Genomic DNA, 13,871 nt, shown 5'->3' on the forward strand with positions numbered 1-13,871 from the left:
ACTGCTCGCCGGATGAGGCGTCACGTCTCTCTGTGCGTAGCTCATTTGAGCTGATGGGAGATTCCCCATGTGTGACCCCAACCTCAACTCCCCCTCCCTCACCGTGTCCCGCGAGGTGTTGCGCGACGCGATGTTGCGCGCCGGGTACCCCGACTCCTCCATCGGGGACGCCGAACTCGCCCTCATGGAACTGGTGGTGAACGCGTGGCGGCACGGGATGACGCGCTCGCCCGTCGTCACGGTCGTCTACTCCGGCAACATCCTCCGTGTCTCCGTCGCGGACCGCAGCAGCGAGTTGCCGAAGTGTCAGAAGTTCGACCCGCAGGCCGAGTCGGGTCGCGGACTGCAGCTGGTGGAGGGGCTCACCAACCGCTGGGGCGCCGAATCGCAGGCGCTCGGGAAGCGGGTCTGGTTCGAGCTGGACTGCGTCGCGTGAGCGCCCTCCACCCCCTCGACCCGCGTGATCCCTCTCTCCATCGCCTCACCCGTCGGGATCTCACCGACCTGATCGTGGAGCTCCGCACCGAGGGTCGTGAGTTGGGTCTGCTCTGGCCCTCGGCCAAGCCCGGCGAGACCGTCTTGAACGGCCAGGTCCTCGTCTCGCTCGGTAGTGTTCCGGCCAGCACCCTGGTCAACCTTCTCTCGCTCGTCCGCGAGTTCAGGCGCCGCCAGGGGTAGGCGCAAAATGCGGGCCCCGTCCACTTGGCGGGGCCCGCGCCCGTGTGGTCAGGCCCTGAAGCCGGCCGCGAGGAGGTCGAGGCGGGCGAGTAGGGCATCGGCGAGCGAGTGAGACGCGTCGGCGGCGAGCCAGCGGCCCAGGGTCGTGATGTAGGTGTCGAACAGCAGGTCGGCGACGGCGGTCGGGTCCAACTCGGCGCGGATCTCGCCCTGTTCGCGCCCCCGGGAGGCGGCCGCGACGAATGCCCGGGGGGTCGTGGCGCCGAGGCCGAAGGCGGCGTGGAGCACTCCGCTGTCGTGGAGCTCCTTCGCCAGCGCGTACTCCCGCTCGTTGAGCTCGGCGAGGGCGCGCAGTGCGCCCGCGAGCGCCTCGGTGGCGGAGGCATGAGCCTCGTCCTGCCGGTCCAGTGCCTCGTGCCGCTGCTGGACCCAGGCGGTGACGAAGTCCTCCTTGCGGCGGAAGTGGTTGAAGGCCGTCTGGCGTCCCACGTCCGCGCGTTCGGCGATGTGGTCGTAGGTGGTGGCCGCGTACCCCTGGGTGGCGAACAGCTCCAGCGCTGCCGCCAGCAGTCGCTCCCGGGTGGCGGTGCGGCGCTGGTCGCGTCGGTTGGGTGAGGACACGGGGAAAGTGTACTTGAATCTATTAGTGGACTGGAGTACATGTTGAGACTCCAGTCCACCTAACGAGGAGGCCCAGTCATGGCCGTCCCGTACACCCTCGGCCTGCACGAGATCGCCCCGGACACCTACGCCTACCTACAGCCGAACGGCTCCTGGGGCCTGAGCAACGCCGGGCTGATCGTCTCCGGCGCCGAGGCCCTGCTCGTCGACACCCTGTTCACCGTCCCGCAGACCCGGGACCTGCTCGGCGCCGTCGCCCGGGCGCTGCCCGGGGCCGAGATCGGCACCCTGGTCAACAGCCACAGCGACGGCGACCACTGGTGGGGCAACCAGCTGCTCCCGCACGCCACGGTCATCGCCTCCGAGGCCGCCGCGGCCGACATGGGCCGCGACCACCTCCACGAACTGCTCGCCGCGCCGGGCGACCTGCCGCTCCCGCGCGTCGTCCAGGACATGCGGAAGGCCTTCGACTTCACCGGCATCGCCCCGACCCTGCCGAACCGGACCTTCAGCGGCGAGCTGGAGGTCGCCGTCGGGCGGCGCACCGTCCGGCTGATCGAGGTCGGCCCCGCCCACACCCGGGGCGATGTCCTGGTCCACGTACCCGACGCCGGTGTGCTGTTCGCCGGGGACATCCTGTTCATCGGCGGCCACCCGGTGATCCACAGCGGCCCGGTGGAGCGTTGGATCGCCGCCTGCGACCTGATCCTCGGCCTGGACGTCGAGACGATCGCGCCCGGGCACGGCCCGGTCGTCGGCAAGTCCGAGGTCCGCACCTTCCGCAGCTACCTGGAGCGGGTCCGCGACCACGCGGGGCGTGCCCATGCGGCGGGCGTCCCGGTGCTCCAGGCCGCGCGGGAGATGGACCTGGACGGCTTCGCGGACTGGGACGACCGGGAGCGGCTGCTGCTGAACATCGGTGCCGTGTACCGGGAACTGAACGGCGACGGCACCCCGGTCGAGGAGGAACTGCTGGTCGGACTGGACGAGTTCGCCGAGGGCCCCCGGCTGGCCCCGCGGCCCGCCGCCGAGATCGCCGCCCTCGCCGGACGCCTGGAGGGCCCCGCGGCCGCCCTCTTCGCCGACGGCACCGGGCCGCTGGCGGGCCGACCGGTGCTCAACGTCCTGGCCACCATCGGGCACCACCCCGAGCTGCTGATCGCCCTCGCGCCCCTGCTCGCCCAGCTCAACCAGGGCCTGCTGCCGTTCCGCGAGCGGGAACTGGCCGTTCTTCGCACCGCGCACCGCACCGGTTCGACGTACGAGTGGGAGCACCACGTCCGCCTGGGCGCGGCGGCCGGGCTGACCGGGGCCGAGATCGCCCGGGTCCCGGACGGCCCGGAGCATCCGGACTGGTCGGAGGCGGACCGCACGCTGCTGCGGGCCGTGGACGAGCTGCACGACGGGCACGCGCTCGCTCCGGACACCTGGCGGGCACTGGTCGAACGGCACTCCGAGGCGCGCGTGCTGGAACTCCTGGCGCTGGTCGGGACGTACGCGACGATCGCGGGCATCCTCAACAGCTGCCGCGTTCCGCTGGACGGCTGGCTGACGGGCGGGAACGCGTGAAGCCGCTGCGCGGGAACGCGTGAAGCCGCTGCGCGGGAAGTCGGCCGTCGCCCGTCCGACTTCCCGCGCAGGGCCCTGGCTACGGCGTCACCGGTTCCAGCCGCAGCGGCCGGCACGGCCAGGGCGCGGGCTCGGCGGCGCCGAACCAGACCCGGACGTCCTCGCCGGTGCGGACGGGCAACGTGGGGAAGTCGTTCTCGGCGTGCTCGGTGCGGTGCACCGCGTGCCCCGGGCCGAGGTGTCCGGCCGCGTAGGCGTCGAAGGCGGCAGCCTCGATGGGGTGGCAGATGGTGGCGAGCACCTCGCGGGCTCCCGCGCGCGGCGTGAAGCCGGGGCCGCGCAGCAGCAGGACGTCGTCGCTGTCGACCATGGTGGCGTTGGCCGCGTCGCGGTGCGCCAGCCAGACGGGGCCGCCGTAGAAGGCTTCCAGGGCGCGGCGGCGTTCGGGCATCGAGGGGAAGGACCGCATCCAGACGAAGCGGTCCGGGTCGTCCAGGTCGCGGAAGCGCCCGCCGAGGGTGATGCCGACCGCCTCCTGGCCGGTCACGAACTCGCGCTCGAACAGCTCGATCAGGGTCTCCCGGGTGCCGGGGTGCAGGGTGTACTGGCGGAGTTCGACGATGGGGTTCATGCGCCGAGCCCGTCGAAGGCCGCGCCGGTGCGGGTGAGGTCCATGGTCCAGTTGAGTTCCCAGCTGCGGCCCTCGTCGGCCGAGAACTCCTGCTCCCAGCGGGCGGTGTCCGGGCCGAGGCGGTGCCAGGTGAAGTGCACCCGGATCGGGCGGCCGCCGTAGCCGTCCTCGCCGTGGAAGTCGCCCCGGTCGCCGGTGAAGCCGCCGGTCACCGGCGGGTCCAGCCGGCCGGTGCGGCTGTCGGACCAGAAGATCGACCAGCGCCGTTTCTCGTGGTCGAACAGCCGCAGGGTGACGCCCCGGCGGCCGAGGGTGGGGAAGACGATCTCGTCGATGTTGCCCGCGCCGCCGAACAGCGGCCGGACCACGCAGTGTCCGGGGAACTCCTCCCAGGTGCCGCCGCCGGTGAGCGGGGCGGTGAGGCGGCGGTTGGCCACGTCCCAGGAGCCGTGCAGGAAGTCGAAGTCGTTCATGCGGGGAGGCTAGGGGCGCTCCACTGACATCTTCTGTCAGTGGAGACGGTGGAGATCGGGATACTGGCCGACATGCGCGCGAGTCGGCTGGTCACTCTGCTCCTGCTGCTCCAGAACCGGGGCCGGCTGACCGCCCGGCAGCTGGCCGAGGAGCTGGAGGTGTCCGTCCGCACGGTCTACCGGGACGTCGAGGCGCTCGCCGCCTCCGGCGTCCCGCTGTACGGGGACGCCGGGCACGCCGGGGGCTACCGGTTGGTCGACGGCTACCGGACCCGCCTCACCGGGCTGACCGCCGACGAGGCCCAGGCCGCCTTCCTGGCGGCGCTCCCGGGCGCCGCCGCCGAGTTGGGCCTCGGTGAGGCGCTGGCCGCCGCCCGGCTCAAGCTGCGGGCGGCCCTGCCGGCGGAGCTGCGGGAGGACGCCGGGCGGATCCAGGAGCGGTTCCTGCTGGACGCTCCCGGCTGGTACGGCGAGCCGGACCGCACCCCGCACCTGGCGGCCGTCGCCGCCGCGGTGTGGGAGCGGCGGTCGCTGCTCCTGCGGTACCGGCGCTGGCGGGCGCCGGAGGAGATCGAGCGGAGGGTGGAGCCGTACGGGCTGGTGCTCAAGGCCGGGCGCTGGTATCTGGTCGCCGCCGGGCCGACCGGGATGCGCACGTACCGCGTCGATCAGATCGTCGGACTGTGCGACCTGGCCGAGGAGTTCACGGTGCCGGCCGACTTCGACCTGGCCGCCCACTGGACCGGCTACCTCGCCGACTTCCGGGCCCGGCTGCACACCGGCGAGGCGCTGGTCCGGCTCACCCCGGAGGGCGCGCGCCGCCTCGGGGTGCCGGCCGGGGGCGACGGCTGGACGGAGGCCAGGGTGCCCATCGAGTCGGTCGACCACGCCCACGGGGAGTTCCTGCGGCTGGGCGCCGACGTCGAGGTGCTGGAACCGGCCGAGCTCCGCGACCGCGTCGCCGCGACGGTACGGGCCCTGGCGGCCCGCTACCAGGGGTGATCCTCAGGCGACGAAGTGGTCGAATTCGCCGGCCTTGGCGCCGCGGACCCAGGCGTTGAACTTGGTGCGGGTGGTGGTGACGACGAGGGTGGGGTCGTCGGACTGCCGGATGTAGACGTGGTCGCCCTCGGAGGCGATCTCGATCCACTCGTCCTTGCCGATGCTGGTGCTGGCCCGCTGCCAGTCGAGGTGTTCCACGAGTTCCCCCCTGGTGGTGGTGCGCGACGGCCGGAACGAGGGTACTGCTCCCAGTGCACGGGTGGCGACCTCGTTTCGGTCATGTCAATTCGTGCGAGACGTTGTGCTATTCCATTGGGGTGTCAGTCGTTCCTACACTGAAGCCCCGCCGCACGGGGGCTGCGGGAGGCAGGTTTGCCGACGGGCCCGGGGGAGGCGCGTGTGACTGACCGGGGCTGGGACGAGGACGACGCCCGGCCGTACTTCTTCCTCTCCTACGCGCACACCCCCAAGGCCGGTGCGCGGGGCGCGAGCGATCCGAACCACTGGGTCAGGCAGTTGTACCGGGATCTCTGCGAGGCTGTGCTCCAGCTGACCACCGTCCCGGACGGGGTCGCGGTCGGTTTCATGGACGAGTCCATGCACCAGGGCGAGTTGTGGGCCGAACGGCTGTCCGACGAGTTGGCGACGTGCCGGGTGTTCGTGCCCCTCTACTCCCCGAGGTACTTCAACAGCGTTCCGTGCGGCCAGGAATGGCATGCCTTCACCCGCCGGCCGGTCTACCCGGCGAACCTCGACTCCGAGCGCACCAGCGGCATCGTGCCGGTGCTGTGGGCCCCGATGAGCCGCTACCGGCTGCCGGACGTGGCCAGTGAACTCCAGTTCAACCACGCGAGTTTCGGCCCCGAGTACGCCACCGAGGGCCTCTACGCGCTCATGAAGCTCAGCTACTTCCGCTCCGCCTACGAGCTCGCCGTGCACCGGCTGGCGGCCCGGATCGTCCAGGTCGCGGAGGAGACGGTGATCCCGGTCGGTCGGCGGCTGGAGTTCAACGGCCTCCCGAGCGCCTTCAACGTCACCGCCCCGACCAGGCAGCTGCGGATCTCCGTACTCGCCTACCATCAGAACGAGTTGCCCGCCGACCGCAACCCCGACTACTACGGCGAGCGGCGCACCGACTGGCACCCGTACCGGCCGGTCGGCTCGCCGATCGCCCAGCACGCGGCCAGGCTGGCACGGCAGTTGGGGTTCCAGCCGACCGTGCACGAGTTCGACGACGAGGTCGAGTCGATCATCGAGGGAAACGCCGAGGCGCCCGGCCTGCTGCTGCTCGACCGCTGGGCGCTGCGCGACCCGCGCCGGCGCGAGCTGGTCCGGCGCTTCGACCGCTCGGACGCCACCTGGGTGAGCATCCTGGAGCCGTTCAACGGCGACGACCCGGAGTGCGCCGAACGCTCGGACGAACTGAACGACTTGAGCGACGAGACGCTGCGCATCACCCGGCGCGCGAGCCGGCCGAGCTTCCTCGGCGCGACCGGCCCGACCGGGCTGCACACCCTGGAGGACTTCGACGACGCCCTGCCCCGGGCGGCGATGAAGGCCAAGTACGCGTTCGAGGGCCGCACCCGGGCCGAACCGGAGGAGCCGCCGCCGCCCCGGCCGAGCCTGCGGGACGCGTTCCGGCGCCCGGGAGGCGGGTACGGACCGGACGGATCCCCGGCGGACCCCTTCGAGGACGACCAGGGCCACGACGGCGGCACCGACGGCAACGACCGCACCAACGGCAACGACCGCGGCAACGGCCGCACCACCCGTCGAAGTCGGACCAACGGCAACGACCCGTACCGCGAGCACGACCCGTACCGCGACGACGGCGATGAACCCGATGACGGGATGGCGCCCTTGGGAGGACGAGGACCGCGATGAACGACGACAACCGCACCAGGAACCTCCGCCTCGGCGGGCTCACCGCCGCCGACCTGGCCGCCCAGCGGGAGGCCGAGCGGCAGGCGGCGGAACGGGACCGCAACGGCCGGATCATCACCTTCTACTCGTACAAGGGCGGCACCGGCCGCACCATGGCGCTCGCCAACACCGCCTGGATCCTGGCCGCCAACGGCTTCCGCGTCCTCACCGTGGACTGGGACCTGGAGGCGCCCGGCCTCGCCAAGTTCTTCCACCCGTTCCTCGACCAGGCCTCGCTGGCCGGCACCACGGGCATGATGGACCTGATCGCCGAGTACCGCGAGGAGGCGTTGCGCCCCGTCGAGCACGCCGAGGGCTGGCACCTGGACTTCGCCCGGGTGCACCCGCACGCGCTCTCGCTCACCTGGCCGCACTTCCCGGCCGGCGGCAGCCTGGACTTCCTCTCCGCGGGCCAGTTCAACCGCGACTACTCCGAGGCCGTCACCCACCTCGACTGGGACATCTTCTACGACCGTTTCGACGGCGGGCAGTTCTTCGACGCCCTCAAGGCCGACATGGCCAAGCGCTACGACTACGTGCTGATCGACTCCCGCACCGGCCTGTCCGACATCGCCGAGATCTGCACCGTCCAGATGCCCGACGACCTGGTGGTCTGCTTCACCCTCAGCGACCAGTCCATCGACGGCGCCTCCCGGATCGCCCAGCACATCCACGACCGCTACCGCGAGCGCGGCATCCGCATCCTGCCCGTCCCGATGCGCATCGACGAGGGCGAGAAGGAGAAGGCGGACGCCGGCCGCGCCCTCGCCCGGGTCCGCTTCGACGGGCTGCCGGCCGGCCTGGACGGCGAGGAACTCGCCCAGTACTGGGGCTCGGTGGAGATCCCGTACCGGCCGTTCTACGCCTACGAGGAGATCCTCGCCACCTTCGGCGACCAGACCGGCACGCCCACCTCGATGCTGGCCGCCTGCGAGCGGCTCACCTCCATGATCACCGAGGGCCGGGCGGCCGGCCTGCCGCCGATGGACGAGGAGGTGCGGCTGCGCTACGTGGACGCGTTCACCCGCCGCCGCCCGTCCGTGCCCGCCGACCTCTACCTCTCCTACGTCCCCGAGGACCGGATGTGGGCGGACTGGATCGAGTCCGTCCTGACCAGGGCCGGCTTCCGGGTGCTGCCGCGCGACCTCAGCGCCGGCACCGATCCGCGCGAGGAGACCGAGCGCGGCATCGACTCCGCGTACCGGACGGTCGCGGTGCTCTCGCCCGCCTACCAGCGCTCCCCGCAGGCGCGGGCGCTGTGGGAGTCGGTGGTCAGCTCCGACCCCTCCGGCACCCGGCGCCAGCTGCTGCCGGTCCGCGTCGGCGACGTCCGGCTCACCGCGCCGTTCAGCAACCGCAACCCGGTCGACCTGGTCGGCCGCGACGAGACGCAGTCGATCCAGAGCCTGCTGCGCGCGCTCGGCCGCGGCGACACCCCGCTCGGCGACGCGCCCAGCGGCGGGCCGCGCTTCCCCGGCAGCAAGCCCTCGGTGTGGGACGTCCCGCCGCGCAACCCGTCCTTCACCGGCCGCGCCGCCGTGCTGGAGCAGCTGCGCAACCAGCTGCGCGGCGGCATGGCGGCCGTGCTGCCCACCCCGCAGACGCTGTACGGGCTCGGCGGCGTCGGCAAGACCCAGGTGGCGCTGGAGTACGCCCACCGCTTCATGTCCGACTACGACCTGGTCTGGTGGATCGACGCCGAGCAGACCGAGCTGGTCGCCCCGGCGCTCGCCGAACTCGCCCGCCGACTGGGGCTACGGGTCGGCGACTCGGTGACCGAGGCCGCCGAGGCGGCCAGGGAGGCGCTGCGGCGCGGCGTGCCCACCTCGCGCTGGCTGCTGATCTTCGACAACGCCGACGAGCCCGCGGAGATCCGCCGGTTCTTCCCCGGCGGCTCCGGCCACATCCTGGTCACCTCCCGCAACCAGGCCTGGACCGGGCACGCCGAGGCGCTGGAGGTCGACGTCTTCACCCGCGGCGAGAGCGTCGAGCACCTGTGCCGGCGCGCCCGCAGCCTCTCCCGCCCGGACGCCGACCGGGTCGCCGAGGCGGTCGGCGACCTGCCGCTGGCCGTCGAGGTGGCCGCCGCCTGGCTGGACACCACCGGCACCCCGGTGGACACCTACGTCTCCCAGCTGCACGCCGAGGCCGCCCGCGCCCTGGCCGTCGGCCGCCCGGCCGACTACCCGACCCCGGTCGCCGCGACCTGGAACGTGTCGATCGGACGGCTGCGCCAGCAGTCCCCGGCGGCCGTCCGGCTGCTCCAGCTCTGCGCGTTCTTCGCGCCCGAGCCGATTTCGATGAACCTCTTCTACAGCGACCAGATGATCCGGGCGCTGGTGAAGTTCGACGCCGACCTCAGCGACAAGTTCATGCTGGGCAAGGTGATCCAGGCGATCGGCCGGTACGCGCTGGCCAAGGTCGACGCCGGCAGCAACAGCTTCCAGGTGCACCGGCTCGTCCAGGCGGTGATCCGGGCCGGGATGACCGCCGACGAGCAGGAGGTCGCCGTCCACGAGGTGCACCGCATCCTCACCGGCGCCCGGCCCGTCCTCGGCGACACCGACGACCCGGCCAACTGGCCCGCCTTCGACGAGATCTGGCCGCACCTGTCGCCGTCCAAGGCGCACAACTGCGACGAGGCGGACACCCGCCAGCTGCTCATCGACCGGGTCCGCTACCTGTGGAAGCGCGGCGAACTCGACCGTGCCCGCGACCTCGGCCACGCCCTGGACGTGGAGTGGACCGGCAAGCTCGGCGAGGACGACCGGCAGACCCTGCTGCTGCGCTTCCAGCTCGCCAACGTGCTGCGCTCCCAGGGCAACTACGGCGAGGCGCTGGCCCTGGACGAGGACACCCTGGAGCGCCAGCGGGCCCTGCTCGGCGAGCACCACCCGTACACCCTGATGACGGCCGGCTCGCTCGGCGCCGACCGCAGGGCGCTCGGCCGGTTCCAGGCCGCTCTCGACCTCGACCGCGAGATCCTCGACCAGTTCCGCGAGTTGTTCGGCGACGACAACCCGCGCACGCTCTCCATGGCGAACAACCTGGCGATCGACTACCGGCTGGTCGGCGACAGCGAGGCGGCCCGCGAACTCGACCAGGAGACCCTCGACCGGCGCACCGCCGTCCTCGGCCCCAAGCACCCCTACACCCTGTCCACCAAGTCCAACCTGGCCCGCGACCTGCGCGAACTCGGCGACTACCGCGGCTCGGTGGACCTGCTCCAGGAGGTCACCTCCGACCTCGGCGACGTGCTCGACCCGGACCTGCCGGAGAACCTGCGCAACGCCAAGTCGCTGGCCGTCTCGCTGCGCCGGATCGGCCAGCTCGCCGAGGCCCGCCGGATCACCAAGGAGACCTACGAGCGCTACCTGGAGCGCTACGGCGCCGACGCCCCCGACGCGCTCGCCTGCGCGCTCAACCTGGCCGCCGACCACAGCGCCTCCGGTGACAAGGAGGCCGCCCGCGACCTCTGCTCCACCGTCTTCGAGGGCCACCGGCGACTGTTCGGCGACGAGCACCCGTTCACCCTGGCCTGCGCCAACAACCTCGGCATCTACCTGCGGGGCAGCGGCGACGTCCAGGGCGCCATCGAGCGCGGCCGGCTCACCGTCGAGGGGCTGACCCGCTCGGTCGGGCCGGAGCACCCGTACACCCTCAACGCGATGATCAACCTGGCCAACGCCTACGGCGACGACGGGCAGCTGGATCGCGCCGAGCGGCTCGGCCGGGCCGCCTACCAGGGGCTGTGCGACCGCTACAGCGCCCAGCACCCGGACGCGGTGGCCTGCGAGGCCAACCTGGCGATCACCCTGCGGGCGGCTGGCCGGCACACCCAGGCGGCCGAGCTGCGGGCGCGGGCGATCTCCGAGCTGATCCGGCAGGTCGGCGAGGAGCACCCCAACACGGTCTCCGCGCGCGGCTGGAAGCGGATCAACCGGGACCTGGAGCCGCAGCCGGTCTGATCGGGAGGACCAGGAGAGGGGCGGGTACGCTGCGAGACCATGAGCATCCCGCCCCCGGTCCTGGTCACCCGGCGCCTCGCCCCCGGCGTCATCGAGCGGCTCACCGCGCACCACGCCGTCACCTGCCACGACTCCGACCTGGCGATGGACCGGGCCGCACTGCTGGCCGCCGTCCGCGGGCGCCGGGCCGTGATCACCACCCTGGACGACCGGGTGGACGCCGAGTTCCTCGACGCGGCCGGCCCGCGGCTGGCCGTCGTCGCCAACCACGCCGTCGGCTACCACAACGTGGACGTGGCCGCCTGCGCCGAACGCGGCGTGCTGGTCACCAACACCCCCGGCGTGCTCACCACCGCCACCGCCGACATGGCCTGGGCGCTGCTGCTGGCCGCCACCCGCCGCCTCGGCGAGGGCGAGCGGCTGCTGCGCTCCGGCGCGCCCTGGACCTGGGCGCCGAACTTCCTGCTCGGCCTGGAGCTGGCCGGCACCCCGCTGGGCGTGCTCGGCATGGGCCGGATCGGGCAGGCGGTGGCCCGCCGGGCCCGCGCCTTCGACATGCCCGTCAGTTACCACAACCGCAGCGAACTGCCGCCCGAGCAGGCCGAGGGCGCCGACTGGAAGCCGCTGGAGGATCTGCTCGCCACCTCCACCGTGCTGGTCGTCACCTGCCCGTTCACCACCGCGACCCGGCACCTGCTGGACGCCCGCCGGCTCGCCCTGCTGCCGCGCGGCGCGGTGGTGGTCAGCATGACCGCCGGGGTGGTGGACGAGGAGGCGCTGGCCGCCGCGCTGGAGTCCGGCGCGCTGTTCGCCGCCGCCGTGGACAACTTCGAGCGCGAGCCGGCCGTCCCGTCCGCGCTGCTCGCCCAGGAGCGCGCGGTGCTCGCCCCGCACCTGGGCAGCGCCACCGTCCGTACCCGCCAGGCTATGGGCGGCCTGGCGGTGGACAACGTGCTGGCGGTGCTCGGCGGTTCGGCGCCCCTGACGCCGGTGCGGGCCTGACGCCGGTGCGGGCCTGACTCCGGTGCGGGCCTGACGGCGGTGCGCCCCTGACTCCGGTGCGGGCCTGACGCCGGTGCGCGCCTGAGCCCTGGTGCCTAGCCCGCCGCCCAGGCCAGGGCGGTGGTCATCACCCGGAACGCCCCGAAGTGGGCGGCGCCGGGCTCCAGGAACAGTTGGGCGTCCGGGATGTGGTCGGCCAGCCAGCGGGAGTGTTCGACCGGCGAGAACTGGTCGTCCGCGCCGTGCCAGAGCCAGGTCGGCACCCGGATCGAGCCGACCTCGAACCCCCAGTCGGCGGTGAAGGCCAGCACGTCGTCGATCCAGCCGTCCGCGCCGTGCCGGAACGCCTCCCGGTAGTTGCTCTGGAGCATCCGGCGCAGCCCGCTGTCGGCCACCACCTCCCGGTCGGCGGCGGAGAGCTCGGTGCGCAGGCCGTTCAGCAGCCGGACCGGGTCGTCCTTGATCTGCCGGGAGCGGAACTCCATCGCGTCGGCGATCCGGCCGTGCCCGCGCTCGGCCTCCTTGTAGGCGCGGACGTTGGACGGGGTCATCCCCGCGTACCAGTCCAGGCCGGCCGCGTTGCGCGGGGCCAGCCCGACCAGCACCGCGACCCGGCTGACCCGGTCCGGCAGCAGCGCCGCGCAGGCCAGCGCGTGCGGGCCGCCGCCGGAGCGGCCGAGCACCGCGAAGCGGTCCAGCCCGAACTCGTCCGCGATGGTGCGCACGTCGGTGGCCGCCGCGCTCACCCGGCGGCCGAACAGCCGGGTCGAGTCGCCGTAGCCGGGCCGGTCGAACGAGATCAGCCGGACGCCCAGCCGGTACAGCACGGTGCTGCGCGGGTGCGGGCCGACCCGGCTGCCGGGCATGCCGTGCAGCAGGAACACCGGACGGCCGCGCGGGTCGCCGAGGGACTCGACGGCGAGGGCGCGGTCGTCCGCCGTTTTGACCGTCCGTAACGACACCTGCGGCCTCCTCAGTGCTCCGGGTCGGTTGCGTGCTCCCGGTCGGTGGTGGTGCGCACCTCCCGGCGGGCCTGCCAGGTGGTGTGCTCGCGGGAGATCGCGTCCTCGGCGTCCCGGGCCAGGCGGGCCCAGACCTCCTCGGCCTCCATCGACTCCAGGTCCAGCTGGGCGAGTTGGCGCTGGATCTGCGCCAGCTCCTCGGCGGCCAGGGCGTACGCGGCCGCGAGCGGCCGGTACTGGCGCAGCTGCGCCCAGGCGGCGACCGACGCGGCCACCGCCGAGACCGTGCCCAGCGCGTCGTAGCTGAAGGCGCCGAGCGCCCGCAGCAGGGCGAGCACCAGGCCGAGCGCGGGCAGCAGCACGCCCAGCACTCCGGCCCAGTGCCCGGCGCGGGCGCAGTAGCGGGCCTTGGCGCGGTACCAGTCGTGCTGCAGCTGGATCCGCTCGGCCAGGTACACCTCGCGGCGCACCGCCAGCGGCTGTCCGCGCAGGTCGTGCATCGCCGGGGTGATCTCCACCCCGCCGTCCGGGACGGCGACCGGGCTGTTCCGGAACGCGCCGAGCACCCGGGCGAGTTGGAAGCGGTACAGGCCCTCGGCGTCCGGCAGGGCGCGCGGCGGGGGCTGGTAGGCGTCGGCCCGGACGGCGTACTTCCAGGCCAGCGTCTTCACCGACTCGGCGGCCGCCCGGCCCTCGTACCAGAGGCCCTGGGGGTTCTGCCGGCTGACCACCACCGCCAGCGCGATCGCGCCGAGGTAGGCCGCCGCCGCCGGCCACGCCCAGGGCTCGCCGTCGGCCGAGCCGGTCGCCGCGGCGGCCACCAGCAGGACCAGCTCCCAGGCGCAGAGCAGCACCGAACGCCGCTGCCCGCGCAGCGAGGCCGCGTCGGCGGCCCAGAAGAACTCGGGTAGCAGGTCCCGCTCGCGCACCCACCCGGTCCGTCCCGCAACAGACGCCATGTTCGGCCCCCACCAGTCGCTCCGGTCGCACCGCTCTCCTGCCCAAGGGGGCCGACCGGTACGCCTGGTGACGGCCGGTGCGG

The 13,871-nt window shown here is 73.1% G+C and carries 13 protein-coding genes; 7 read left to right on the forward strand and 6 right to left on the reverse strand.

Translation table 11 applies throughout. The annotated features are described in order from the left end of the window. Window positions 1-67 precede the first annotated feature (67 nt). Together ACWDBB_RS23265 and ACWDBB_RS23270 are read left to right on the forward strand one after the other, a co-directional pair. Window positions 68-436 carry an ATP-binding protein gene (locus ACWDBB_RS23265; RefSeq protein ID WP_449791440.1) on the forward strand — a complete coding sequence of 123 codons (369 nt, stop codon included), beginning with the start codon at window positions 68-70 and terminating at the stop codon, window positions 434-436. Beyond that, on the forward strand, window positions 433-678 hold the full coding sequence (locus ACWDBB_RS23270; protein WP_392882391.1) for a hypothetical protein: 246 nt from the start codon (window positions 433-435) through the stop codon (window positions 676-678). The genes ACWDBB_RS23265 and ACWDBB_RS23270 overlap by 4 nt, the downstream gene beginning before the upstream one ends. Window positions 679-726: 48 nt before the next feature. Here the strand turns inward: ACWDBB_RS23270 and ACWDBB_RS23275 are convergent, their stop codons facing one another. Then, a complete protein-coding gene (locus tag ACWDBB_RS23275; RefSeq protein ID WP_449791441.1) occupies window positions 727-1,299 on the reverse strand; it encodes a TetR/AcrR family transcriptional regulator in 573 nt (190 codons plus the stop codon). A 78-nt stretch (window positions 1,300-1,377) separates the two neighbouring features. Between ACWDBB_RS23275 and ACWDBB_RS23280 the strand changes: the two genes are divergently transcribed. Next, window positions 1,378-2,868 carry an MBL fold metallo-hydrolase gene (locus tag ACWDBB_RS23280; protein ID WP_449791442.1) on the forward strand — a complete coding sequence of 497 codons (1,491 nt, stop codon included), beginning with the start codon at window positions 1,378-1,380 and terminating at the stop codon, window positions 2,866-2,868. A 79-nt stretch (window positions 2,869-2,947) separates the two neighbouring features. Here ACWDBB_RS23280 and ACWDBB_RS23285 read toward each other — a convergent pair whose 3' ends face one another. Together ACWDBB_RS23285 and ACWDBB_RS23290 are read right to left on the reverse strand one after the other, a co-directional pair. Further along, window positions 2,948-3,499 (reverse strand): NIPSNAP family protein, encoded by a 552-nt coding sequence (locus tag ACWDBB_RS23285; RefSeq protein WP_449791443.1) that lies wholly within the window; start codon window positions 3,497-3,499, stop codon window positions 2,948-2,950. Then, on the reverse strand, window positions 3,496-3,972 hold the full coding sequence (locus ACWDBB_RS23290; protein WP_449791444.1) for a hypothetical protein: 477 nt from the start codon (window positions 3,970-3,972) through the stop codon (window positions 3,496-3,498). The genes ACWDBB_RS23285 and ACWDBB_RS23290 overlap by 4 nt, the downstream gene beginning before the upstream one ends. 72 nt (window positions 3,973-4,044) lie before the next feature. Between ACWDBB_RS23290 and ACWDBB_RS23295 the strand changes: the two genes are divergently transcribed. Continuing rightward, window positions 4,045-4,974 (forward strand): helix-turn-helix transcriptional regulator, encoded by a 930-nt coding sequence (locus tag ACWDBB_RS23295; RefSeq protein ID WP_449791445.1) that lies wholly within the window; start codon window positions 4,045-4,047, stop codon window positions 4,972-4,974. Between the two features lie 3 nt (window positions 4,975-4,977). Here the strand turns inward: ACWDBB_RS23295 and ACWDBB_RS23300 are convergent, their stop codons facing one another. After that, window positions 4,978-5,172 (reverse strand): DUF397 domain-containing protein, encoded by a 195-nt coding sequence (locus ACWDBB_RS23300; protein WP_449791446.1) that lies wholly within the window; start codon window positions 5,170-5,172, stop codon window positions 4,978-4,980. A 201-nt stretch (window positions 5,173-5,373) separates the two neighbouring features. On the opposite strand from ACWDBB_RS23300, the gene ACWDBB_RS23305 reads away from it, so the two are divergent. The 3 genes from ACWDBB_RS23305 to ACWDBB_RS23315 are packed head-to-tail and all read left to right on the forward strand — an operon-like array spanning window position 5,374 to window position 11,867. Next, complete coding sequence (locus ACWDBB_RS23305) at window positions 5,374-6,858, forward strand: TIR-like protein FxsC (RefSeq protein ID WP_449791447.1); 1,485 nt, start codon at window positions 5,374-5,376, stop codon at window positions 6,856-6,858. Further along, window positions 6,855-10,865, forward strand: a complete 4,011-nt coding sequence (fxsT, locus tag ACWDBB_RS23310) for an FxSxx-COOH system tetratricopeptide repeat protein (RefSeq protein ID WP_449791448.1) — start codon at window positions 6,855-6,857, stop codon at window positions 10,863-10,865. Before ACWDBB_RS23305 ends, fxsT begins: the two co-directional genes overlap by 4 nt. 39 nt (window positions 10,866-10,904) lie before the next feature. Further along, a complete protein-coding gene (locus ACWDBB_RS23315) occupies window positions 10,905-11,867 on the forward strand; it encodes a 2-hydroxyacid dehydrogenase (RefSeq protein WP_449791449.1) in 963 nt (320 codons plus the stop codon). A gap of 95 nt (window positions 11,868-11,962) precedes the next feature. Here ACWDBB_RS23315 and ACWDBB_RS23320 read toward each other — a convergent pair whose 3' ends face one another. Continuing rightward, window positions 11,963-12,829 carry an alpha/beta fold hydrolase gene (locus tag ACWDBB_RS23320; protein ID WP_402406367.1) on the reverse strand — a complete coding sequence of 289 codons (867 nt, stop codon included), beginning with the start codon at window positions 12,827-12,829 and terminating at the stop codon, window positions 11,963-11,965. A gap of 11 nt (window positions 12,830-12,840) precedes the next feature. Further along, window positions 12,841-13,758: a DUF4231 domain-containing protein gene (locus tag ACWDBB_RS23325; protein WP_449791450.1), complete on the reverse strand. Its 918-nt coding sequence runs from the start codon at window positions 13,756-13,758 to the stop codon at window positions 12,841-12,843. Between the last annotated feature and the right edge of the window lie 113 nt (window positions 13,759-13,871).

The organism is Kitasatospora sp. NPDC001095 (assembly GCF_053598615.1).